This window comes from Arthrobacter sp. BK1 (genome assembly GCF_056680055.1).
The window spans coordinates 4,575,731-4,599,145 of record NZ_CM155263.1 but is presented as its reverse complement, the minus strand read 5'-3'; the positions used below and the strand labels follow the sequence as shown (position 1 = coordinate 4,599,145).

19 protein-coding genes are annotated in these 23,415 nt (G+C 65.6%); 7 read left to right on the top strand and 12 right to left on the bottom strand.

All coding sequences use genetic code 11. The annotated features are described in order from the left end of the window. Nucleotides 1-24: 24 nt before the first annotated feature. Nucleotides 25-1,587 carry a sulfatase family protein gene (locus AC1MCA_RS21090; protein WP_479800274.1) on the top strand — a complete coding sequence of 521 codons (1,563 nt, stop codon included), beginning with the start codon at nucleotides 25-27 and terminating at the stop codon, nucleotides 1,585-1,587. A 9-nt stretch (nucleotides 1,588-1,596) separates the two neighbouring features. Here the strand turns inward: AC1MCA_RS21090 and AC1MCA_RS21085 are convergent, their stop codons facing one another. Together AC1MCA_RS21085 and AC1MCA_RS21080 are read right to left on the bottom strand one after the other, a co-directional pair. Continuing rightward, the gene (locus AC1MCA_RS21085) at nucleotides 1,597-3,372 is read right to left on the bottom strand and encodes a sulfatase (protein WP_479800273.1); all 1,776 of its coding nucleotides are present in this window, start codon (nucleotides 3,370-3,372) and stop codon (nucleotides 1,597-1,599) included. Beyond that, on the bottom strand, nucleotides 3,372-3,947 hold the full coding sequence (locus AC1MCA_RS21080; RefSeq protein ID WP_479800271.1) for a PadR family transcriptional regulator: 576 nt from the start codon (nucleotides 3,945-3,947) through the stop codon (nucleotides 3,372-3,374). The genes AC1MCA_RS21085 and AC1MCA_RS21080 overlap by 1 nt, the downstream gene beginning before the upstream one ends. Nucleotides 3,948-4,149: 202 nt before the next feature. On the opposite strand from AC1MCA_RS21080, the gene AC1MCA_RS21075 reads away from it, so the two are divergent. Continuing rightward, nucleotides 4,150-5,046, top strand: coding sequence for a formylglycine-generating enzyme family protein (locus AC1MCA_RS21075; protein ID WP_479803494.1), 897 nt, complete (start codon nucleotides 4,150-4,152; stop codon nucleotides 5,044-5,046). Here AC1MCA_RS21075 and AC1MCA_RS21070 read toward each other — a convergent pair. The 7 genes from AC1MCA_RS21070 to AC1MCA_RS21040 all read right to left on the bottom strand — a co-directional run bounded on the left by AC1MCA_RS21070 (nucleotide 5,043) and on the right by AC1MCA_RS21040 (nucleotide 13,071). Beyond that, entirely contained in the window at nucleotides 5,043-6,794 is a 1,752-nt protein-coding gene (locus AC1MCA_RS21070; RefSeq protein WP_479800270.1) for a DUF5605 domain-containing protein, read from the bottom strand. The two genes, AC1MCA_RS21075 and AC1MCA_RS21070, sit on opposite strands and share 4 nt — an antisense overlap. A 100-nt stretch (nucleotides 6,795-6,894) precedes the next feature. Further along, complete coding sequence (locus tag AC1MCA_RS21065) at nucleotides 6,895-7,755, bottom strand: phosphogluconate dehydrogenase C-terminal domain-containing protein (RefSeq protein WP_479800269.1); 861 nt, start codon at nucleotides 7,753-7,755, stop codon at nucleotides 6,895-6,897. A gap of 1 nt (nucleotide 7,756) precedes the next feature. Beyond that, entirely contained in the window at nucleotides 7,757-8,587 is an 831-nt protein-coding gene (locus AC1MCA_RS21060; protein ID WP_479800267.1) for a sugar phosphate isomerase/epimerase family protein, read from the bottom strand. Further along, nucleotides 8,584-9,423, bottom strand: a complete 840-nt coding sequence (locus tag AC1MCA_RS21055) for a triose-phosphate isomerase family protein (protein WP_479800266.1) — start codon at nucleotides 9,421-9,423, stop codon at nucleotides 8,584-8,586. The genes AC1MCA_RS21060 and AC1MCA_RS21055 overlap by 4 nt, the downstream gene beginning before the upstream one ends. After that, a complete protein-coding gene (locus tag AC1MCA_RS21050; RefSeq protein WP_108599500.1) occupies nucleotides 9,407-9,877 on the bottom strand; it encodes a ribose-5-phosphate isomerase in 471 nt (156 codons plus the stop codon). The genes AC1MCA_RS21055 and AC1MCA_RS21050 overlap by 17 nt, the downstream gene beginning before the upstream one ends. After that, complete coding sequence (locus AC1MCA_RS21045) at nucleotides 9,874-11,616, bottom strand: dihydroxyacetone kinase family protein (protein WP_479800263.1); 1,743 nt, start codon at nucleotides 11,614-11,616, stop codon at nucleotides 9,874-9,876. Before AC1MCA_RS21045 ends, AC1MCA_RS21050 begins: the two co-directional genes overlap by 4 nt. Before the next feature lie 90 nt (nucleotides 11,617-11,706). Then, the gene (locus AC1MCA_RS21040; protein ID WP_479800262.1) at nucleotides 11,707-13,071 is read right to left on the bottom strand and encodes an MFS transporter; all 1,365 of its coding nucleotides are present in this window, start codon (nucleotides 13,069-13,071) and stop codon (nucleotides 11,707-11,709) included. Between the two features lie 213 nt (nucleotides 13,072-13,284). On the opposite strand from AC1MCA_RS21040, the gene AC1MCA_RS21035 reads away from it, so the two are divergent. The 3 genes from AC1MCA_RS21035 to AC1MCA_RS21025 all read left to right on the top strand — a co-directional run bounded on the left by AC1MCA_RS21035 (nucleotide 13,285) and on the right by AC1MCA_RS21025 (nucleotide 16,943). Then, the gene (locus AC1MCA_RS21035; RefSeq protein WP_479800261.1) at nucleotides 13,285-14,028 is read left to right on the top strand and encodes a FadR/GntR family transcriptional regulator; all 744 of its coding nucleotides are present in this window, start codon (nucleotides 13,285-13,287) and stop codon (nucleotides 14,026-14,028) included. Between the two features lie 168 nt (nucleotides 14,029-14,196). Beyond that, complete coding sequence (locus tag AC1MCA_RS21030) at nucleotides 14,197-16,107, top strand: D-apionate lactonase family protein (RefSeq protein WP_479800260.1); 1,911 nt, start codon at nucleotides 14,197-14,199, stop codon at nucleotides 16,105-16,107. An 80-nt stretch (nucleotides 16,108-16,187) separates the two neighbouring features. Continuing rightward, entirely contained in the window at nucleotides 16,188-16,943 is a 756-nt protein-coding gene (locus tag AC1MCA_RS21025; protein ID WP_479800259.1) for an SDR family NAD(P)-dependent oxidoreductase, read from the top strand. A 98-nt stretch (nucleotides 16,944-17,041) separates the two neighbouring features. Here the strand turns inward: AC1MCA_RS21025 and AC1MCA_RS21020 are convergent, their stop codons facing one another. Continuing rightward, the gene (locus AC1MCA_RS21020; RefSeq protein ID WP_479800258.1) at nucleotides 17,042-17,755 is read right to left on the bottom strand and encodes an SCO1664 family protein; all 714 of its coding nucleotides are present in this window, start codon (nucleotides 17,753-17,755) and stop codon (nucleotides 17,042-17,044) included. Between the two features lies 1 nt (nucleotide 17,756). After that, entirely contained in the window at nucleotides 17,757-18,407 is a 651-nt protein-coding gene (locus tag AC1MCA_RS21015) for an MSMEG_4193 family putative phosphomutase (RefSeq protein ID WP_479800257.1), read from the bottom strand. A gap of 69 nt (nucleotides 18,408-18,476) precedes the next feature. On the opposite strand from AC1MCA_RS21015, the gene AC1MCA_RS21010 reads away from it, so the two are divergent. Together AC1MCA_RS21010 and AC1MCA_RS21005 are read left to right on the top strand one after the other, a co-directional pair. Then, nucleotides 18,477-19,865 carry a sigma 54-interacting transcriptional regulator gene (locus tag AC1MCA_RS21010; RefSeq protein ID WP_479800255.1) on the top strand — a complete coding sequence of 463 codons (1,389 nt, stop codon included), beginning with the start codon at nucleotides 18,477-18,479 and terminating at the stop codon, nucleotides 19,863-19,865. 29 nt (nucleotides 19,866-19,894) lie between these two features. Beyond that, nucleotides 19,895-21,898, top strand: coding sequence for a vWA domain-containing protein (locus tag AC1MCA_RS21005; protein ID WP_479800254.1), 2,004 nt, complete (start codon nucleotides 19,895-19,897; stop codon nucleotides 21,896-21,898). Nucleotides 21,899-21,990: 92 nt separating this feature from the next. On the opposite strand, the gene AC1MCA_RS21000 is transcribed toward AC1MCA_RS21005, so the two are convergent. Then, the gene (locus tag AC1MCA_RS21000) at nucleotides 21,991-23,163 is read right to left on the bottom strand and encodes an HNH endonuclease signature motif containing protein (protein WP_479800253.1); all 1,173 of its coding nucleotides are present in this window, start codon (nucleotides 23,161-23,163) and stop codon (nucleotides 21,991-21,993) included. Nucleotides 23,164-23,415 lie beyond the last annotated feature (252 nt).

Below are 23,415 nucleotides of genomic sequence, written 5' to 3'. Positions count from 1 at the left end.
TCCAAGAGAGATAGGAAGCGGTCAATGAAGATCATCTACGTGGACGTGGACTCCCTCAGGCCGGATCACACGGGTCCTTACGGCTACCAGCGGTCCATCACGCCGAACCTCGACGACATGGCCCGGACCAGCGTGATGTTTGACCGCTACTACTGCTCAGACTCCCCTTGCCTTCCCTCGCGTACCGCCCTGACCAGTGGGCAGCATGGAATCACCAACGGAGTGATCGGCCATTTCGGTGACGACGCCCGCTTCCGCCTCGATGCAGGCCACGGCCCGCAGCCCGGCCGCCCTCTGCTGGGGCAGGCCCTCAACGCGGCCGGCTACACGTGCGCCGCCGTCTCGTCCTTTGCCGAACGGCACCGCGCCTACTACTTCATGGGCAACTTCCGGGAAAACGTTCAAGTGACGCCGGATATCGGTGACGAGCCCGCAGACATGATCACCGACGCCGCCCTGGATTGGATCGGACGCCACCGGGACGAAGAGAACTGGTACCTGCACGTCACTTACTGGGACCCGCACACGGAATACCTTCAGGACGAGTCGTGGACCGCCAAAGCCGCTGCCGCAGGACCCGCGCCCGCCTGGCCGGACCAGGCGGCCATTGACGGGCATGCCGAGGTCTACGGTGCCCGCAGCGCCCTTGACCTCCACTATTCCGGCGGGCCACGTAAGTCCGGCGTTCCGCACAACATGCCGGACGAAATCCGGACCAGGGCCGATTTTGAACACCTCATCAACGGCTACGACGGCGCGATCCACTTCTGGGATTCAGAGTTCGGTAGGCTCCGCCGGTCCATTGAAGCCATGGGCCTTGCAGACGAGGTTGCCATCATCGTCTCGTCCGATCACGGCGAGTCCTTTGGCGAAATGGGACTATACGCCGAGCACGGACTCGCCTCGGAGCCGGTGCACCGCCTCCCCATGATCGTGCTTTGGCCGGGAATCACGGACCAGGAGGGCGTTGCAGCCACCAGATGCGATGCCTTGCTCTACAACATCGATTACGCTCCGACCATCCTTGACCTGCTGGAAGTGGACAAGCCTGAAAAATGGCAGGGCACCTCCTACGCCGACGCCGTGCGTGGCCAGGCCATCGGCAGCCGGCCCTACCTGGTGTGGGGCCACGGGGCACACACGTACCAGCGGGCAGTCCGGACAAGGGACCATCTATACATCCGCACGTACCACCCGGGCTGCTTCCGCGCCGAGTGGGAGTCACTGTTCAACGTCACCGAGGACCCCTATTTGACCACCAACCTTGTTGCTGAGGACCCGGAGCTCGCGGCCAAGATGCGTTCCAACCTCTTCGAGTGGCTGGGTTTCTATGCAGGAACTCCCGGCGCCCTGCCGGACCCGATGCAAGGTGCGCTCCAGGCCGGGCCAACGCTCTATAACCAGCCTGCCGTGTACATGGAACACCTTCGGAACACGGGGCGGGGGCATCTCGCGGACGATCTCGCAGGACGGCTGCAGCCCACAAACGGCGCTACCCAGGTGTCCTGGCACGCCCAGGTCCCGGTGTCCGATCAGGACCGGGCGGCCATGCGCCGGCGTCGTGAAGCCGCGCTCAGCAAGAAATGACAGCGCCGCTCAGTTTGGCGGCAGGATGGCCGCCAACTCCGCGGCTAAAAGGGTCAGCACAACGGTCGGGATCGGCGTAACCCTGGCCATCTGGTGCAGAGTCAGTTGGGCTCGGATGTTGATCAGTTCGGTGTTGACCAGCTCGGGGAGGTGCTTCGTGAGGAGGGCCTCGGCCCTGTGGTCCTGGCGGAGTTGCAGGATGGGAACGTTCAGCGCCGCACCGCCGGCGGGGAAGGACGACAGCGGCGGCAGTCGCTCGAGGGCGGCTTCCACGCGGTCCGCCTGTTCGCGGACCAGCAAATGGTCCGGATCCGGGACCCTCTCGAACGGAATGCCCAACCGGGCAAACTGGCTGGCAGGTGCGTCGGCATCATGCATCAGGGCGGCAAGCAGCCGGAGCATGCGGAGCTCCACTTCGTCGTCAGCGATGGGGGTTTCCTGACCGGGGTCGGTCTCAAGATCGAAAAGCAGTGTCCCATGGGTCCATGGATTCATCAGCGACTTGGTATGGATTCTCATGCTGCGCAGACCTTTGGTGAAGGTGAAAGGTTCCGCTGGCTGCCAGCCAGCGAGTTCATCGACAGAGAAACGGGAGCGCATGTGGGTGGGCATCAGCGTGAAGTTTTCAAGCGGCGCATTCGCGGATTCCGCGGGCGCCCGCATGTAGACGTACCTGCCGTCCGTGACGTTGACGTGGCCGCCGTGGATACCGAAGAGTGCGCCCGTGTGCACGCTGTGGGCTTCAGCATCGTCCTGCAGCACGGAGGCGAGGTCCTTGCCCTGCATGTCCGGCGTCGGCTCAAGTCCAAAGAACCGCAGCAATGTGGGGGCGATGTCGATGGTCTGGGCCAGGGCGGCGCAGCGGCCGGTCCGGCCTGCAGTCCGTGGGTCCCACACGAACACCGGCAGGTGCACCAGTTCGTTGAACCACGGCATGACTGACTTAGCCCACCACCCGTGCTCGCCTAACAGAAAACCGTGATCTGTATTCACCACCAGCATGGTGTCCTTCCACAGATCGTACCGGTCCATGGCATCAAGGACGCGGCCCAGCGACTTATCGCACATCGACACCAGCGCCGCGTACTCGTAGCAGGCGTGATCAACCTGCTGCTGCGGCTCGGCGACTTTCTGGTAGCTGGGCCAGTCAAACTCAGGCCCTGCGTAAGGGTGCGGATACTTTGCCTTGTACTCGTCATGCGTGAAGAATGGTTCGTGCGGATCAAAAAGCTCGAGCTGGAGCATCCACTGGTCGGCGGCGTTGTTGGTTTTGATAAACTCCAGGGCAGCGTCCACCGTCCTGGTCTGCGGGTGCTCGGCCTCTGTCGGCATGTAGCTGCGGTTGATCGCATCCTGCCGGCGCATCCGGTTCATCACGCCGCCCACACTGCCCTGGGGTGTCACTACGCCCTTCCATGGGTCTCCTTCCTGGCCGCGGAGGAACTCCCACGTGGTGTAGCGGGTGTGGTAGGTGGCGCCGCCGTCCTCCCAGTAGTGCGGGTGGTCCGAGACCAGGTGGGCGTGGATGCCTGCCTGGCCCAGCATCTCGGGCATGGAATCATCGAACGGCTCCAGCGGACCCCAGCTGCGGTGCAGGAAGTTATAGCGGCCGGTGTGCATTTCCCGCCGGGCAGGCATGCACGGCATCGACCCAGCGTAGAAGTTGTCAAACGTTACAGATTCTTGGGCCAGGCGGGCGAAGTTCGGGGCGTCAACAATGGTGTCGGCGTAGGGCGAAAGCATGTGCCGGTTCAGGCTGTCGAACATCAGGATAATGGCCCTCATCAGGGTCCCTTCGTGGAAAGAGGGGCGCCCAGGAGTTCTGCACGGAGTTCGGTCAGGGCGGCCACGTGGGCATCCATGGCTGCAGAACCTATCCGGTGGAGCCAATCCTTGACTGACTCGGCCAGATCTTCATCAAAGGGGATGGCGGGATCCCACTGTTCATGCCGGTCGCGGTCCCGGTAACGGCTAATCTCGTCTTCCCGGGTCTGGATTTCGACGTCCAGCAAGGCCGCCAGCTGCTCGCGTCCCATGAACCCGGCGAAGCTGAGGCGGACGTTGAGTTCGGGGTCCTGGAAGCGGGTGGGTGGAGTATAGGGGCCGGTCAGCCAGTCAAGGAACGCCGCGGCGCCATCCCGCGTGACGTGGTAGGTCTTGGCATCCTGCGCCCCCGGCCTCTGGTCCACGGTATGCGTCACCAGTCCTTGCGACTCCATCAGGCCCAGCGACCGGTAGACCTGGCTCATCTGGGTGTTGGAACGCATAAACCGCCCGTGGTTATCGAGGAATTTTTTCAGGTCATAGCCGGTACTCGGGTGTTCCAGCAGCACGCCAAGAAGGATGTGCTCGAGCTTCATTCCGCTGACCTCCTTTTGGATGCAAGGCCCATTGGCCGGTACCGCCGCGCAGTGCCTAAACCATGACACAATAGGAATACTAGCGTCAATGGCACAAGTGGAATGGTTTTGAGGAGAGTCCGTGGAGCATACAGAGCGGCCCGAACAGCACAGCTGCTGCACGCCGCCCAGGGCCATAGCCGGAGCTGAACAGCAACAGGTGATTGCCGTCGGCAGCCCCGCCGATACCGACACCTCTCACGACGACGTACTGTTGGCCGGCGGCGCGTTCCAGATGGGTGACGCATTCGGCGAGGGTTATCCGTCAGACGGCGAAGTTCCGGTGCATGAACTCCGTCTACCGCCCTTCCGCATCGATTCGTCGTCGGTCACAAACGAAATGTTCGCGAAATTTGTCGCCGAAACCGGATACCGGACCGAAGCTGAGCAGTATGGAACGTCCGCGGTGTTCCACCTGCTGTTGAAGGCTCCACGGACAGATGTGCTCGGTGCTGCGGAGCGTGCGCCTTGGTGGCTGAACGTCCGGGGAGCAGACTGGGCGCATCCGGGCGGCCTTGACTCCCGCTGGACCGACGTGGCGGACCATCCGGTGGTCCACGTCTCCCACAACGATGCACTGGCATATTGTTCTTGGGCCGGACGTCGGCTTCCTACGGAGGCGGAGTGGGAATTCGCAGCGCGCGGAGGCCTGACCGGGAAGCGCTACGCGTGGGGGGATGAGCTGACGCCCGGCGGCGAGCACCGGTGCAATATCTGGCAGGGCACGTTCCCTGGCAGGAACACCGTGGAGGATGGCTTCCTTGGGACCGCTCCGGTGAAGTCGTTCGCGCCCAACGGATACGGCCTCTTCGAGACTGCCGGGAACGTCTGGGAATGGTGCAGCGACTGGTTCCTGCCCAAGTACTACCGCAACTCGCCAGCGGAGAACCCCCAGGGGCCGACCATTGGAGCGGGGCGGGTCATGCGGGGCGGCTCGTACCTCTGCCACGACTCTTATTGCAACAGGTACCGGGTGGCGGCCCGCACGTCGAACACACCGGAATCCTCCAGCGGGAACTGCGGGTTCCGCACCGCCAGCCTCGCCAGTGCCGGTGACTAGACCATATTCAACCTGATGGCCATGTACTGCCGTGCAGGAAGTGGAACGCGGAAGATCCCGCTGCGCTGCCCGTCCAATGTCTCGATGGTCATGTTCCAGGTGTCGATAATGTCAACCGTGCACACCGTCTCCGGCGGCAGCATGATGGTCCGGTAGCTGGGGCGGTTAAACCCGAAGTAGATCAGCTCGAGGACGCCGGGCACTCCGCCGCGGGGAGCGTCCCAGTCACCCGGCAGCGGGTCCAGCACTCCGCCGGGAGCCTGCGCGAGGATCCCGGCCAGGAACCCGATCCGTGCCGGGCTACTGCCCACCAGGCTTCCGCCCTTGGACCACCACAGTTCCTCGGATTCATTCAGATACGTCTCGCCGTGTCCGACGTAGCCGCCGCGGATGGCCCCTTCCCAAAAGCGGCGCACCATTTCTTCGCCGGTGATGTTGCCCCAGCCCTGGTCTATGTCGCCCTCATAGGCGCACTCGTCGATCACCACGGGTTTGCCCCAGGCTTCCCTCCACTGGTCGGTGTTCTCTGCGGTCCGGTAGACGTCGATCCGCTGGGTGCTCGCGTGGGTTATCCAGGGTTTGGTGTAATCGTAAAAGCCGAAGCAGTTATGGATGGACAGCAGGTGCCCGGCCGGATCGTTGCTGGTGATGACGTCCGCCATGCGCTCCCAGTCGTCCGTAGTCTTGGTGCGGAGGAGATCGTATTCATTGGCGAGGGACCACCACACATTGCGGTGGGCGGCCAGCCTCCGGACGACGTACTGGACGAAGAGATCGTCGGCGTAGGCGCCCATGTCCGAAAAACCCCACCGGTCGTAGGCGTGGAACAGGATGAGGTCCGCTTCGATACCCAGCCCGGCCAGCTGCTGAATCCGGTCTTCGAAGTGCCGGAAGAACTCGGGATTGAACCGGGTGAAATCCCAGCCGTCCGCCGAGCGCTCGTACGGAAACACGTCCGGTTCATTGGTGTTGAACAGGTAGGACTTGGGGAACACGCACATTCTGAGCTTATTGAAAGGGGACTCGGCGAGCGTCTGGAGTGTGCGGTCCTGCACCTCGGCCGGCTGGTGCGTCCAGGCGTAGGCTGTGGTGCCGATCGGGCTGTAGCGGCGGCCGTCAGCGTGGGCGAAATGGAACTGGTCAGCCACCTTGACCGGGCCATGGTTGCCAGGGGTAGGAGCCGAGCACTGGAAGCTGCCTTCAAGCCCGTCCAGGGAACAGGCGTTGGAGCTGGTCCGGAAGGTCCAGTTCCCGGGCTTGTCTGGCATGAACCGGACTTTGTATGTTCCGTCGCCGTCGTAGAATCCACCCATCCGTAGCTCCGCTGAATCTGTGTGGGCAAAGACGGCGGTGAGCTCCACTTCTGTGAAGGGGTTGCCATGCCCCGGTCCGTCGAGGACCACCTCGAACACGTCCCAGCAGGCGGCCTCCGCAGCGTAATGGAAGGCAGCGGACCCGCGGGCCACGGTCTCGGGGTCATAATCTGCCCGGGGCGATGCCACGGCGATGGGCTGATTCTGCCCGTGGGCTGCTTCCGGAACGGTGGCCATTCTCTGCCAGAGTTTCTCGAGCTCATCTGCCCTGCTGCTGAGCTCGGCATTCATGCCGATGACCTGCCCCACCGGGAGGCCTTTCAACTGATGCAGCATCGGGGAGTTGACGATGCCAGGCAGGTAGTTCTGGATCATTGCCCGTGCGGCCCGGTTTGCGAGGACATCGCTGAGGGGACTCTCTGGAGTTAGCTTCATTGGTTGTTCCTCTTAGCGGTAGGGCCGGGGTGGAAGTCACACTACAAGCACGGATAGCCCGGTGCACGGCCCTCGCCGCGCACCGGGCTGTCCCAGGGATTTAGCGTTTGACGGCGTCGAGCTTGAGCATCTTGGCGATGACGCTGTCCAGCTCGGAGTCGTCGAAGATCTTCTTCCAGTCGTCCTTGATGATCGTGTCCTTGCCGTACTGGATGGCGATCTCGCAGGCCTCGGAGAACGGGTTGGAGCCGCGCAGGGCGTTGGTGAGGGCGATCTGGACGTGGCCGAACAGCATGGCCTTGGCCGCTTCCTCCGGGACGCCTGCGGTGTGGACGGTCTCGTGCAGTGCCTCGTTGAGCAGCGTTCCGATCATGCAGGCAACGGTTTCCACGAGGGTGGGTTCGAGGATGGCCAGCTGCTTGACCGTGACCCAGTGGACATCGATGACGGGCGCGTAGATGATGCGAATGGTGGCCTCGGCGGCTGCTTTGGTCTCTTCCTGGGCGTCGTCGTCGATCGCGGCAACCACGTTCTGCGGGGCGCCTTCGCCGCCGAAGGTGTCGGCCCATTCTTCCTTGGTGGTGCGCTCCAGGAACACGGACGGGTGGCACGGGTGGGCAACTGCCTGGACGACGTCGTCGCGCTTTGCCAGCAGCCCGGCGTAGGCGGCGGCGGGGTCCAGGGTGAGCAGGATCGCTCCGGCCTTCATCTGGGGAACAACGCCTTCGGAGACAACGCCCAGGACGGTATCCGGGACGGCGAGGATAACCACGTCGGCGCCCTTGACGGCGTCCTCAGTGGACGTGATCTGGCGTCCCTCGGCCTGGATGCGCTCCTGGCCGGCGGGGGAGTTCTCGCTGTAGAAAACGGTGTGGGCGCTCTTCTGCAGGTTGCGGGAAACGCGCATTCCCATTTTGCCACCGGCTCCGATAACGGCGACGGTCAAATTTTCTGCTGACATTTCACTTGCTCCTTAGGAATTCGATGCTTTGTTGGGTCCACTGGTTTTCGAGGCGGATGGTCTCCGCCTCGGAGTCCTGCCACGGCAGCCAGTGTTCGACGATCTGGTTGATGTTTCTTTGGTGGGGCTGGAATCTGCTGACCATGTAGTCGTAGTCGAGCAGGCCTTCGCCAAGCGGTGCGCCGGAATACGTGAATCCGACCCACCCGTCCTTGCGGCTGAAGGCAAAGTCCTTGACGTGCATGTTCAGGACGTAAGGCGCGACGGCGTCAATCACCTCGCGGGGCATCTCCAGCGCCGCGACGGTGTTGGCCGGGTCGCTGCAGATGCCGAGGTGCGGGCTGTCCACTCCGCGGATCACGTCCAGGATCCTCGAGGTGGGCACCTGCTCATAGGTTTCCACCGCGATCTTCACCCCGGCTGCCTCGAACTCCGGCAGCACTTCCTTAAAGATCGCCACGGCTTCCTCCGCCGTCGGGGTGTGGCCCGGAACGTTGAACATGGTCCGCAGCAGGGGCGAGCCCAGGATCCCGGCGATGTGCAGGAATTTCCTGAGGTGCTCGGGGCGGATGCCCTTGGTGCCGAGTTCCAGGGAGATGCCCAGCCGGTCGGCGGTGGCGCGGACGGCCTCCAGTTCGGAGTCCGTCATGGCTTCGAGCGGGGCGTAATCGCAGATCTGGAAAAGGTCCACTCCCAGTGCCTCGGTTCGCTCCAGCGCGCCGTGGATGCTGAGGGGTTCGGAGACCTTGTCCGAGAGCTGCCAGAAAAAGGCGTAGCTGCTCAAACCGATCCGTGAGCCCTGTCCATTCCCTGGGCCGGCGGTGGCGCTCATGCTCCCGCCGCCGTTCCGGTCAGCAGGCCGATCCGCTCGGCGGCCTCGTCCAGGACGGTCTTCAGCGCCTTGGGATCGTGCGCGAAGCGGCCCAGGAACAGGCCGGCGACGGCGGAGTCCAGTGTGGTGATCAGGCCGGGTCCGGCGCTGCCGCCATAGATCACGCGGCTGTCCGCCTGGCCGGGCAGGGCGCGCAGGTGCGCGTCCAGTCCGGTGATGACGGCACTGATGTATTCCGGGGTAGCCGGTTCCGGCGCGCCGATGGCCCACTGCGGTTCATACGCCACGATGGTCCGGCCCGCCGGTGCCAGGGACTGCGCCCGGTTCAGCGCGGCATCGATTTCCGCCGTGCACTTGGCGATGGCTTCCTCGACTGATCCTTGCTGCAGCTCTCCCACGCAGAGGACCGGGGTAAGGCCGTTGCGGTAAGCCGCGGCAGTCTTCAGCCCGATGATCGTGTCATCCTCGCCGAAGATCCGCCGGCGCTCCTCATGGCCCACCTCGACGTACCGTCCGCCAAGCTCGGTCACGGTCCTGCCGCCCACCTCACCGGTGAACGCACCCTCGTCTTCCCAGAAGATGTCCTGGGCACCGGTTGCGGCTCCCGCGGCACCCAGGATGCGGGCGGCTTCGGGAAGCACCGGAAGGGTGGGCAGGACGAACAGTTCGATGTCCCCGCTCTGGACCGCCGGGTGTGCAAGCGCGATGGTGGCGACGTCGCGGCAGTAATCCACCGAACGCTGGTAGCCGAAGTACATCTTCAGGCTGACACCGATGATCGCCTTCGGGGCAGTGGCTCCAGTGTTGGAGACCGGGTTCTTAGCAGGAAGTGACACCCTCGTAGTCCTTAATCAGGGTGACTTTCTCTGCCGAGGCTGAGCTTTCGTCAAAGGTGTAGGTGAGCCATTCCTTGGCGAGGCGGCGGGCCAGTTCGAGGCCGACGACGCGCTGGCCGAAGGTCAGGACCTGGACGTTGTTGGACAGGATGGAGCGTTCCACCGAGTAGCTGTCGTGCGCGGTAACGGCTCGGATGCCGGGGACCTTGTTCGCGGCGATGGCCACCCCCAGGCCGGTGCCGCAGACCAGCAGGGCGCGGTCTGCTTTGCCGGCGGCGATCAGTTCAGCGGCGGCGATGGCGATGGAGGGATAGGGGGTGTGGCTGGTGGCGTCCACTCCCACGTCGGTCACGGATTCGACCAGGTCGGAGGCTTCCAGGTCTGCCTTCAGGGCTTCCTTGTAGTCGAATCCGGCGTCGTCGCAACCGACGATCAGGCGCAGTTTGGCGCTCATGCTTTCTCCTTGATGGTTGTCCGCTCGGTGAGCGTGTTGTGGATGGCTCGGATGATCAGTGCCATGGATACCGCCCCGGCGTCCGGGGTGCCGAGGCTTTTCTCGGCGTGCACGCGGGCGCGGCCCATGAGGGGCATCAGCTGGGCGGTGGCTTCGGCGGCCTGTTCAGCGGTGAGGGCGGCGGCGCCCCATGCCTCGGTGAGCGGTTTGCCTGCCTCGACGCCGGCTTCCAGGGCATCGCGGAAGGGGACAAGGACGTCCACCAGGGTTTTGTCACCGGGTTTGGCCTTCCCGAAGTCCATGATCGCGGACGCTGCGCCGGACACACCGGCGGCGACAGCGCCGGCGTCGGGCGCCTTGCTGTCACCCACGGCGTCACCGATGGCCCGCAACGCCATGCCCCAAAGGGCGCCGGAGGTGCCGCCGGCCTTGTCGGCCCACGCGTCCGCGGCGAAGTACAGGGTGGTGGCCGCCCCTGCACCGCGGTCGACGGCGTCCGTTGCGGCATCCACGGCGGCCAGGACACCGCGCTCCATGCCGATGCCGTGGTCACCGTCACCGGCGATCGCATCGATCCGGCCCAATTCGTCGGCGTTGGCGTCCACCACGTCTTTCGCCGCTCCGAGAGCTGCGAGGACGCGGGTGGCGCCGGCGCGGGACTCAGCTGTTGCCTCCGGGATGGAAACTTCGGCCTCGGCCAGGTCGGCAACACCTGCTTCGAGGGCTTCGGCCGTGACGGCGCCGCGGCGGAAGGCCGGCGCGTCGGCCGGAGCATTCCACAGGGTTTCGAGTTCCTCGTCGAGCCAGAAAAGGGTGAGGGAGGTGCCGGCCATGTCAAAGCTGGTCACGAGTTCTCCCACCTGCGGGTCCACCGCGTCGATCCCGGCTTCGGCCAGGAGTTGCGCGACGCGGCGGTAGACCACAAAGAGCTCTTCGTACTTGACGCTGCCCAGGCCGTTGAGGATCGGGACCACGCGGGCGCCGCTGGCCTCGAGGCCTTCGGGTACTTCGGTGAGGAGTTTGGCGACCAGCAGCTCGGCGAGCTCATCCGCCGTCGGGATATCTGTCTCATCGATCCCGGGTTCGCCGTGGATGCCCATGCCCACGGCCATCCGGCCTTCAGGGACGGAAAACAGCGGATGGTCCGCGCCCGGCAGCGTGCAGCCGCTGAACGCGACGCCGAAGGAGCGGGTGCGGTCGTTGGCGCGCTCGGCGATTTCCACCGTGTTGTCCAGGGAGTAGCCCGCTTCCGCGGCGGCAGCAGCGACCTTGAAGACGGTCAGGTCCCCGGCGATGCCGCGGCGCTTGGCGCGCTCGGCGAGCGGGGCGGAGGAGACGTCGTCAGTGACGGCGATGCTGCGGCAGTCGATGCCTTCCTTGCGGAGTCGGTCCTGGGCCTGGGTGAAGTGCAGGACGTCGCCGGCGTAGTTGCCGTAGCCCAGCAGCACGCCGCCGCCGTGCTCCGCTGCCTTGGCCACGTTGTAGATCTGCTGGGCCGACGGCGATGCGAACAGGTTGCCCATCGCGGCGCCGTGGGCCAGGCCCTGGCCCACCAGACCGGCGAACGCCGGGTAATGGCCGGAGCCGCCGCCGATAACCAGCGCTACTGTGTCCGGCGTGCTTTTGGTGCTGCGGACCACGCCGCCGGAGACGCGCTTGACCCAGCGTCCATGGGAGGCGGCAAAGCCTTCGATCATCTCGTCAGCGAAGGCTGCGGGTTCGTTGAACAGGCGGGTCATGGGAAAGCTCCTGGGCCCTACTAAAGGGAGGTCGTGATGGGGGGGTGGGGCGGAGGCGCCCCCGGGTGAGGGGGACGCCTCCGGGTCTGGTTACGGCTCGGAGTGGTGTCCGGCGCCTGCCGGATCCAACGCTTCGGCCGGGATGCCTTCGCTGACTTTTCCGGCGCGGCTCAGGATGACCATGAGGATGGCGGACATGAGCATAAAGCCGCCGACGACGAACATCGGAACGGCGTAGCCGCCGGTGAGGTCCTTCAGCCAGCCGGTGACGTAGCCGGCGCTGAAGCCGGCCAGGTTGCCGATGGTGTTGATCAGGGCGATGCCGGCGGCCGCCGCCGCACCGGTCAGGAACTGTGTGGGGACCGTCCAGAAGTTGGGCAGGGCCGCGAAGATCGACATGGCGGTGATGGTGATAACGGCGATGGTGGCCGCCGGGGAGCCGGCGAACAGTGCCAGCGGGATGCTCAGGCCGCCGATGAGGGCGGGCAAAGCGATGTGCCAGGTCTTGACGCCGCGCTTGGTGGCGTCCTTGGACCAGAAGTACAGGGCGAAGGCGGCCGGCAGGTACGGGATGGCCGTGATCAGGCCCTTCTGGAAGACATCGAACTTGGTGCCGTAGATGCCCTCGAAGCCCGCGATGATGGTGGGAAGGAAGAAGCCGAGTGCGTACAGACCGTAGATGAAGCCGAAGTAGATCGCCGAAAGCATCCAGACGCGGCCGTTTCCGAAGACAGTGCGGACGCTGACGTGCTTGTTGCTGGCGGCGGTTTCCTTCTTTTCCTTCTCCAGGGCGCCGGTCAGCCAGGTCTTCTCTTCCTGCGTCAGCCACTTGGCCTTGGCGGGGGAGTCAGCCAGGTAGAACCAGGCGATGATGCCGACAATGATGGCGGGGATTGCGACGCCGAAGAACATCACGCGCCAGCCTTCGAGGCCGAAGAGCCCGTCCTGCTGGATGAGGAGGCCGGCCAGCGGTGCACCGATCACGGTAGTCAGCGGCTGGGCCAGGTAGAAAAGTGCGAGTATCTTGCTGCGGTGCCGGGAGGGGACCCAGAGGCTCAGGAAGAGGATGGCGCCGGGGAAGAAGCCGGCTTCGGCCACGCCCAGGATGAAGCGGAGGATGTACAGCTGCTCCACGTTGCCCACCCAGGTGAACAGCAGGGAGACGATGCCCCAGCTGACCATGATGCGGGCCAGCCAGCGGCGGGCGCCGAACTTGTGCAGGGCCAGGTTGCTGGGGACTTCAAGCAGGATGTAGCCGATGAAGAAGACGCCCGAGGCGAAGCCGAACTGGGCGGCGGACAGGGCAAGGTCTGCGTTCATGCCGTTGGGGCCGGCGAAGGAGATCGCCGTGCGGTCCAGATAGTTGATGAAGAACATCAGGGCGACGAAGGGCACCAGCCGGATCGCCACTTTCCTGATTGCTGATTTTTCGACCACCGATTGTGTGGTGTCCACGTTGACTCCTAGAGATTGATCTTCCCCGCGCGTCCGTCACTGGAGCTGGGGGTCTGTCACTGTGCCGGAATGGGGTCCGTGGACCAACCGGCGGCTAAACCATGTGAGTTCCACCATACGAGCGAAATTCAAATTGGTCAACCGGTTGACGTGTGAAATATCCAGGCTTCTGAAATGGCAGGTGCGACTGTGGCCGGTTGCTACGCTTGGGCTGTGTCAACAAACTCCGCCGCGTCGACGGCCAAGATCAGTGCAGCCCTCGGATCCGTGGGCCAGGGATCGGTCGTGTCGGAGGTTGCAGAGCGACTTCTGGCCTATTTCACCAGCGGGGACATCGCCGTCGGAACCAGGCTGCCGGCCGAGCGCCAGCTTGCTGCGTCCCTGGGCGTGGGCAGGTCCGCGGTGCGTGAGGCGCTGGCAGCACTGGAGATCCTGGGCATCGTGATAGTCCGCCCCGGATCCGGAACGTACCTTCGCGACGGCATATCGGAACTTCTTCCCCGCACTCTTAGCTGGGGGATGATGTTGGGCGCGCCGCGCACCCGGGAGCTTGTTGAACTCCGCAGCGGCCTGGAGGTGCAGGCGGCACAGCTCGCTGCTGACCGGATCACCGACGAGGCGCTGGAGCGGATGCGGGGCAATCTTGCAACCATGGCCGCGACCCTCGATGACCTGGCCGCCTTTGTGGAGGCTGACGCTCTCTTCCACCGGGAAATTGCCCAAAGCTCAGGGAACCAGGTGCTGCAGGAACTGCTGCAGAGCATCCGGTCACTGTTGCGGATCTGGGTGGACCGCGCCCTCACCGACGAAGGGCATGCCGCATCCGCCCTCAAGGAACACCGGGAAATTTTTGCCGCCCTCGAGGCGCGGGACGCCGATGCGGTCGCCAAGACCATGAGCTCGCATATGCGGACCGCATCACGGCGGCTGCTGGCCGGCTTCGACGCTTCGCAATAGCCTCCCGGCCTGTCAGCCCCTGCGTCCAAGTACTGGTCAACCGGTTGACTTGATGGATGCGTGATTCAATAATCGAGAAGATGGCCTGGGTCACAGGCCTCACCAGCATCCGCCAGCCATGCCGGGCACCGGGCCGAAGCAGCCCCGGGCAAGGCAGAGAGCAGTCCAGTGTCTTTCCAGCCCTTGACCGGCGAGCAGCCGGGACCATCCGCAATCATTCAGGCCCGGCTCGCGCCTCCCGTCCAGCAACTGTCTGCGGGACCTTGGACTGCACAGCTTGTCGGCGACGAACTGGCCCACCTTTCCTATGCGGGACGGCCGGTGCTGCGTGCGGTGAAGGCCGTGGTCCGTGACCAGGACTGGAGGACCCCGCGGCCATCCGTGTCCAACGTGGAGGTCACCCAGGGTGTGGACGGACTTCACGTGCAGTGGACGGTCACGTATGCCGACTACGGCGTGGAGTACGGCGGTCACCTGAGCGCCCGCTTTACGCCTGGAACGGTTGACGTTGCCTTCGAAGGCACCGCGGGGAACGCGTTCCGCAGTAACCGGATTGGCCTGGTGGTGCTGCACCCGCCCGCTGACGCCGGGCGGGACGTGACCGTGGAGCACTCAGACGGCAGCATCACAGCCGCGCAGTTTCCCCGCGGGATCAGCCCGCACCAGCCGTTCATGGACGTCGCGGCTTTGGAATGGGCCGACGCCGGGACGGCCTTCCGTCTGGAATTCACCGGCGACATCTTTGAAACCGAAGACCAGCGGAACTGGACCGATGCATCGTATAAGACCTACAGCACACCCCTGGATCGGCCGTTTCCGGTGGACGTGGCAGCAGGGGACACCGTCCGGCAGTCCGTCTTCCTTGAGGCCGCCACGCTGGAACCGCAGGAGGCAGTGGAAGCTGCTGCGGGCCTTGGCCTTGCCGGGTCCGGAACTACGAAACCGGTCCGCGCCCGTCTCGGGAATGCCACGGGACACGTTCCCGCGCTTGCGGTCGGAGCCGGGGCAAACCCCGGGGTTCTTCCTCAAATCCCCGGACTGGACGCCCTGCTGGTGGAGCTGGAGGAACTTCCGGGCGAAGCCGCCCGGTCCGGCTGGACGGCCCAGCTCCAGGCAGCCGCGGCACATGGCGAGGGCCTTGACATCCGGGCAACCACCCCGGACCCGGTTGGCGCCATCGCCGACCTATCTGCGTTCCTGCCGGAGGCGAAACGGCTGGCGGTATTCGACCCCGGCAGCCAGCTCACCGAACCGGAGGCCTGGCATGCGGTCAAGGGGGCAGCGCACGCTGCGGGGTTCCGTGGCAGTGTCCTTGCCGGTGTCCGGTCCCACTTCACGGAACTTAACCGCGGCAGCAGCCGCACGCCGTCGGACTCCGATGCCCTCACGTTCAGCATCACGCCGCAGATGCACAGCACTGAAACGGCCCACGTCATCGACAATGTGGCGATGCAACGCGTCGTTGCGGAGAATGCCTTGCGGCTGGGCGGTGGCCGCCCGGTCCACGTGGGACCGGTGACACTGCTGCCGCGTTTCAACGCCGTCGCAACCTCGGGTGAAGCGGCGGAGCCGGAGGCGGACGAACTCCAGGCACTGCCGTTCACCGCAGCGTGGCTGCTGGCGAGCGTCAGCGCGCTGACAGTCGACGGAGTGGACTCTGTGACCTACTTCGAGGCGTCCGGCCCACGGGGTATCTCCGACAGCGGCGGCAGGCTCAATCCTGCCGGTGAACTCCTCAAAGAGCTTGCCGCGGTCCGGGGCAGTGAAGTCCTGTCAGTTGACGTGAAGGCTGCCCCGTCAGGAAGAAATTCCCCGGTAACCCTTTACCCCGTGCAGTCAGCGGCGGCCCTGATGGTCTTCGCGGCGAACCTCTCCGGGGCTCCCGTCGACGTGGATGTTCAGCTGCCTGCCGGAATCGGCGCCGCAGGCTTTGATTTCACGGCATTTGGGCGGGATGCGGGATCCGAGGTTGGCTTCGCCGCCACCGACGACACCGACGACGGCGCCGGCCCCGCAGGCGGGTCGCTGACCCTCGGACCCTGGTCCGCCGGCGTCGTACGTTTTCCGGCAACGAGCTGATCCGTCCATCCGGCGACCTGCCCACATACTCTTTGCTGCCGTTCCGACGGCGGCGCGCCATCCTAGTGAAAGGAGACCCCATGGGTCTGCGTCTTGAAGGAAAAACTGCCCTGGTCACGGGAGCCGGTTCGGGGATCGGCCTCGCCGTTGCCCAGCGGTTCGTCGCCGAAGGAGCGACGGTCTACTTCGCCGACATCAACGCGGAAGCGGCAGAGAAGGCGGCCGCCGCCTCCGGAGAGGACCGGGCCCGTGCCGTGCGCATGGACATCTCGGACGAGGAGAGCGTCGCCGCAGCCTACGCCGTCGTTGCTGATGAGGGGAAGCTCGACGTGGTGGTGGCGAACGCCGGGGTGCAGCTGTTCGGGCAGGACGCGAAAGTGGGCGACCTGGACCTGGCCGTGTGGGAGAAGACCGTCAGCATCAACCAGCGCGGCGCGTTCCTCACCCTTAAGCACGCCGTCCGGGCTTTGGAAGGCACCGGCGGATCCATCATATGCACCGGCAGCCCCACGGCCGTGGTGGCCTGCGGCCAGACGTTCACCGCCTACACCAGCTCCAAAGCCGGGGTCCACGGGTTGGCCCGGGTGGTCGCCGCCGACTACGCGCACGCGGGAATCCGCGTCAACGTTGTAGTTCCCGGCTACACCGAAACGCCGCTGGTCCAGGCCATCGCCGACGATCCGGTCAGCCGCGCCGGCCTGGTGAATTCCACCATGCTGGGGCGACCCGGGGCGGCCGCCGACGTGGAGGGAATCATGGTGTTCCTCGCCAGCGACGACTCTTCGTACGCCACGGGCGGCATCTTCACGGTGGACGGCGGCCTGACGGCGCTATAAGGAGGAGCGCTGCTGGGAACAGCAACGCGGGGTCACTTCCGGCCCAATAACCTTGGATTATTGGGCCGGAAGTGACTCCGCGTTGGCCTGAGATGTGCTCAGACCAGCGGCCACGGGTACCGCTGGCCCGTGTGGTCCACCGGCAGCACGCCGTCGTGGAGCACCCGCTGCACCCGGCGTTTGATGGCCGCCACTTCCGCGTCATCCAGCAGCTCTGCCACCCCGGCCGGAACGGCAGCCGTCAGGGGAGTGATGTCCTCGAGCAGGCCGGCGGGGATGGGTTCGCCGGCGAAGTCCCAGATCACCGTCCGCAGTTTGAAGGGCGCAGAGAAACACAGCCCGTGGTCGATGCCCCAGATCTGTCCGTCATGGCCGCGCAGCACGTGCCCGCTCTTGCGGTCGGTATTGTTCGCGACGTAATCGAACAGGGCGATCTGCGCCAGGGCGTCGTGGGTCTCGGGCAAATCTTCGTACAGGGTGAAGTAGTGCTCGCTGAAGTCACATTCCACGAACCACTGAAGGGAACCGATCCCCAACGGGGCGTCTTCGCGGATCACGGTGGGCGGCACGAGGCCCCACCGCAGGTGCTCGCTCAGCAGGTAGGCAGCGCGTTCGCGCCGGAACAGTCCGGGTTCGAAATCGGACAGAGGCCGTTCCCCGGCCTCCGGTTTGTAGACCGCAAGGGCCTTCCCGACGGCGGCAGTCACCTCAACGAGGTAGGTCTCGTTGCTGCTGCGGGGAATGCGGCCGAGCAGCTCCACCCGGCCCTCTGCGAGCAGCGTCAGTTCCCGTTCCGGCACCGTCTCGCCCATGTCACGTCCTCCTCAGCCCGCTCAAGGGCTCCGAGGTCGAATTCACCATGAGCACCGCCGGCGCCTGGCCGTCGACATACGAGATGGCCGATACCGAGCCCGGGCTGATGAAGATCCGCTGGAAGAGGTCCAGAGGCGTCCCCAAAGCATGGGCGACGGCAGCCTTGATCGGATCGGCATGGGAAAAGCAGACGACGACGCCCCCGGTGTGGGCTGCCCGCACCCCCTCGAGCGCTCCGACGATCCGTTCCTGCATCTGCGTGAACCCCTCGCCGTTCGGAAAGCGGAAGGCGGACGGGTTCTGCTGGACGGTTCGCCACTCCGGCAACCCCGAGAGGTCCGCCAGCCGGGCGCCGGTCCAGTCGCCGAAGTCGCACTCGATTAAGCCCGCCTCTACGAAGTCCTCCAGTCCCGTGCGGGTTGCAGCAGGCTCCGCCGTCTCGCGCGTCCGTTCCAGTGGTGAGGAGTAGATGGCACTGACCGCAAGACCTGAGAGCCGTTCCGCTACCCGTTCGGCCTGGTCCCGTCCCCGGTCCGAGAGGTGCAATCCCGGCGCCCTTCCGGGCAGCACCATGCCCGTGGTAGGCGTTTCCCCGTGCCGCACCAGAAGAAGGAGGGTGCCCTGCGGTTGCGTCGGCGTTGCAGCAGTCATCAGAAATCCAGCGTAAGGGAATTTTGGAATTCTGCTCGATCAGCCGCCACATCGGGCTACCTTAGAGGGGTGACTGATCGCCCCGATATCTTCACTGTTGGTGAACTGCGTGCCTCCGGCCACGTCCACAAAGACCTGCGCCATGAAATCCGAGACAACCTGCTCGCCGCGCTGTCAGCCGGCCGCGATCCGTGGCCGGGGATCTTTGGTTTCAGCAGGACAGTCCTTCCCCAGCTTGAGCGCGCCCTGATCGCCGGCCACGACGTCGTCCTGCTCGGGGAGCGGGGGCAGGGCAAGACGAGGCTCCTGCGCACCATGGTGGGACTGCTCGACGAATGGTCCCCGGTCATCGAGGACTCCGAGCTGAACGAACACCCCTACGAACCCATCACCGAGCACTCCCGTGCACGTGCCCTCACCGACGGCGACCGGCTGCGGGTGGCGTGGCGGCACCGCTCCGTACGGTACGTCGAGAAGCTCGCCACCCCGGACACATCAGTGGCTGACCTGATCGGCGACGTCGACCCCATGCGCGTGGCCGAGGGCCGCCGTCTCGGTGACCCGGAAACCATCCACTACGGCCTGGTCCCGCGCTCCAACCGGGGCATCATCGCCATCAACGAGCTCCCGGACCTCGCCGAACGGATCCAGGTCTCGATGCTCAACGTGATGGAGGAACGCGATATCCAGATCCGCGGCTACGTGCTGCGGCTTCCGTTGGACGTGCTTGTTGTTGCGTCCGCCAATCCTGAGGACTACACCAACCGCGGCCGGATCATCACGCCGCTGAAGGACCGCTTCGGCGCGGAGATCCGCACCCATTACCCGATCGAACTTGACGACGAGGTATCTGTCATCCGGCAGGAGGGGCGGCTGGTGGCTGATGTCCCGCCGGTCATCCTCGAGATCCTTGCCCGCTACACCCGCGCGCTGCGGGAGTCCCCGGCCATCAACCAGACGTCTGGGGTTTCGGCGAGGTTCGCGATTGCGGGTGCCGAAACGGTGGCCGCTGCAGCGCTGCGCCGGGCCAGCGTCCGTGGGGAGAACGAGGCTGTGGCGCGGATCATCGACCTGGAAACTGCTGTCGATGTCCTGAGCGGAAAGATCGAATTCGAATCAGGGGAGGAAGGGCGTGAGCAGGCCGTCCTTGACCACCTCCTGCGCACAGCAACCGCAGAAGCCGTGCGGGCGCACTTCCACGGCCTTGACCTCGGTCCGCTCGTGGCTGCGCTCGACGGCCACCGGACAGTGACCACCGGGGAACACGTCACCGCGCGCGAATTCCTTGAAGGCCTCCCGTCGCTCAACGGATCGGGCCTCTACGACGAAATCAGCGGGCGCCTGGGTGCCACAAATGACGGGCACCGGGCTGCAGCTATTGAACTTGCCCTCGAAGGGCTCTACCTCGCCCGGCGGATCTCCAAGGAGTCCGACGACGAGGAAACCATCTACGGCTAGCAGCCGGACGAGGACAGGGGTAAGCGCTGATGAGCGTTCACAACCGGGCCAGGTACGGCCGGTACGCTGGTGGGCCGGACCCGCTTGCCCCGCCCGTTGACCTTGCCGAGGCACTTGACGCCATCGCCGAGGACGTGATGGCCGGCTATTCTCCCCGGCACGCCCTGCAGGAGTTCCTGCGCCGCGGTGGCCTCAACCGGGAGGGCCTGGACGATCTCGCCCGGCGCGTCCAGCAACGCCGGAAGGACCTGCTGGGCCGCCACAACCTGGACGGCACCCTCAACGAGGTGAAAGAGCTGTTGGACACGGCGGTGCTGGAGGAGCGCAAACAGCTTGCCCGCGACGCGATGATGGACAACACGGACCGCGCCTTCCGGGAGATGCAGCTGCAGAACCTGCCGCAGTCCACGGCGGCGGCCGTGAACGAACTCGCCTCCTACGACTGGCAGTCCACGACGGCCCGGGAAGCCTACGAGCGCATCAAGGACCTGCTGGGCCGTGAGGTACTCGACCAGCGCTTCGCCGGCATGAAGCAGGCACTGGAGAACGCCACGGAGGAGGACCGTGCCGCCGTCGGCGAGATGCTGCGGGACCTCAACGGGTTGCTCGGGAAACACCGGCGCGGCGAAGACACCGAGGCGGATTTCCAGGAGTTCATGGCCCGGCACGGCCAGTTCTTCCCGGAGAATCCCCGGTCCGTGGAGGAGCTCATCGATGCTCTCGCCCAGCGCGCCGCCGCGGCCCAGCGGCTCCTCCAATCGATGTCGCCCGAACAGCGCGAGGAACTGATGCGGCTGTCCGCCCAGGCGTTCGGCTCTCCGGAACTTATGGCCCAGCTCGACCAACTGGACGACAGCCTGCGCGCCTTGCGGCCAGGCGAGGACTGGACCGGCTCCGAACGCTTCGACGGCCAGGAAGGCCTCGGGCTTGGCGACGGGACGGGCGTGCTTCAGGACGTCGCCGAACTCGATGAGCTCTCCGAACAGCTGTCCCAGTCCTACAACGGTTCGCGTCTGGACGATCTGGACCTGGACGCCTTGGCCCGCCAGCTCGGGCAGAATGCCGCCGTGACGGCACGGACCCTCGCGGACATCGAGCGGGCAATGCAGGACGGCGGCTACCTCCGCCAGGGGGCCGACGGCGATCTGCGGTTGTCCCCGCAGGCCATGCGGCGGATCGGGAAGTCCCTGTTACGTGATACCGCCAAGCAGCTGTCCGGCCGGCAGGGGCGGCGGGAGACCCGGGTCGCCGGAGCTGCCGGTGAACTGACCGGCTCCAGCCGGCAGTGGCAATTCGGGGACGCCGAACCGTGGGACGTCACGCGCACCATGACCAATGCGATCCGCCGCATCGCTGCCGACGGCGGTGACCCGGCCCGGGGGCTGCGCCTCGGGGTGGACGACATCGAGGTCAGCGAAACGGAGACCCATACCCAGGCCGCCGTTGTCCTGCTCGTCGATATTTCGTTTTCCATGGCTGCAGACGGGCGGTGGGTGCCCATGAAGCGCATGGCTCTGGCACTGCACCACCTCATCTCCACCCGCTTCCGCGGGGACCGGCTGCAGATGATCGCGTTCGGCCGTTATGCCCGCTCCATGGACATCGGCGAACTCACGGCGCTGCCTTCGCGCCGCGAGCAGGGAACAAACCTGCATCACGGCCTGCTGCTGGCCAAGCGCTTCTTCCGCCAGCACCCGGCGATGCAGCCTGTCCTCCTGGTGGTCACCGACGGCGAACCCACGGCGCACCTGCTGCCCGAGGGCGAGACCTGGTTCACCTACCCGCCGGACCCTGAGACCATCCGTCTGACCGTCACGGAGCTGGACCGCTTGGGGCGGGCGGGCACCCAGGTGACGTTCTTCCGGCTGGGCGGTGACCCTGGCCTCGAGCGGTTCGTCCAGCGGATGGCACGAAGGGTGGACGGCCGGGTGGTTGCGCCCGATGCCGGAGACCTGGGTGCCGCCGTCGTGGGGGAGTACCTCCGGGCACACTTCCGCGGACGGGCTTTCGACGAGGATGATTGGGCCTCCTAGCCTCTGAGGCTTGAAGTTGACCAATGCAGGAATCCCGATATGCGGACCGAGCGCGCCATGGGACGTATGCATTCGCAGCAGAGCGCCGTAAACTAGGACGACTGCCAGACGTCCCATTCCAACCAAGGCTCTTCGAGCGGAGCCGTGGGCGTAACCGGAAAGGGCCATGGCGGGCCTTCCGACAACTCACTTGTCCACTTTTCTGGCAGTTGTGGTGGTTCCCAGTCGGGTTGTTCGCTGGCGTAGCGTTTGCCGGTGGGTGAGATCCAGCCCGGTGGTTCGGTCTTGGTGGCTTGTTCTGGTGTCCAGCCTGTGGTGTGCCTCAGCTTGTGGTGCTTCGGGCACGGCTGGGCAAGGTTACTGATCCCCGTGGTTCCGCCGCGCGCCCAGGCGAGGAGATGGTCCGCTTCATTATCCAGGGAGGCGTTGCTGCAGCCAGGGAACGGGCACTTGCCATCCCGGAGCCTGAGCCATTGGCGTTGGGCTTTGGTGACCCGGTAGCTGGTCCGGCCGATCTCCAGCGGCGCGCCATCCCTCGGATCGATGAGCACGCGGTGGAAGGACTCAGCGCCGTCGGCGATGAGCCTGCGTGCCATGGTGATCGGGATCGGACCGTACCCGTCCAGCATCGCCGGTTCATCCGTGGCGCCGAGGAGCGACATGATGGGCACGGTGACCAGGACCTGCGCCCGCGGTACTGGGACACCGCCGCTGAGGCTGTCAGCGTCGCCGCCTAAGAGCCATGTCGCGGCGGTGTCGGCGCGCATCTGGGTGAGGGTGCGGTCCTCGTCCGGGCCCTGCAACGCACGGGCAGCGGCGGTGGTGCGGTTCCAGATCCCGGCGGCCTGGTCCGCGGGCAGGTACGCGGAAAGCCAGGCCATGCCGTCCCGGTCCGGGCGGTATTCCAGCCGCCGGTCCGCCACAGACCGGGTGTGGCGTTTTTCGATGCTGACCGGGTGGTGCCGTTCCCGCCAGATCCTGGCCTTGTACCGGAACCGGGAGGCGATGAGTTCCCCGACCGGGCCGCCCCGATGAGCGTTCTCCACGTCAGGGTCCAGGAAGTGCGTCTCCAGAGCAGCCGCGCCGGCTGGGTCAAGGTTGGTGGTCTCGTCCACCATCACCCGGGCATGCTGCCACGAGAGCGAACCGGCCGTGAGCGCGGACAGGGTCAACGGCAACGCGGTGGTCAGGGCGTGGGATTCGGTCAGCAGGGCACCGGCGGTCCGTTCACTGACCGTCAGTGCACACGCTACTTCCGCGACCAACGCCATTTCCTGCGCGGTGGCTTCCTGCGGCGACTGTGCCGGGGGGGTCCAGCGCCATGGAGACCCCGACCAACTCCGCAAGGACCCGGACCTTCTCCGCAGCCGTCCGCGCCTCAAGCCGTGCAATCCCGGCCAACCGATCCAGGCAATAATCTTTCCGCCGGCGCAAAGGATCAGACGGGAACAGCACCTCGTCCTGAGGCTCGTCCCGAGGACCGTCATCGCCAGCGCCGCCACCGTCCCGAGGACCGT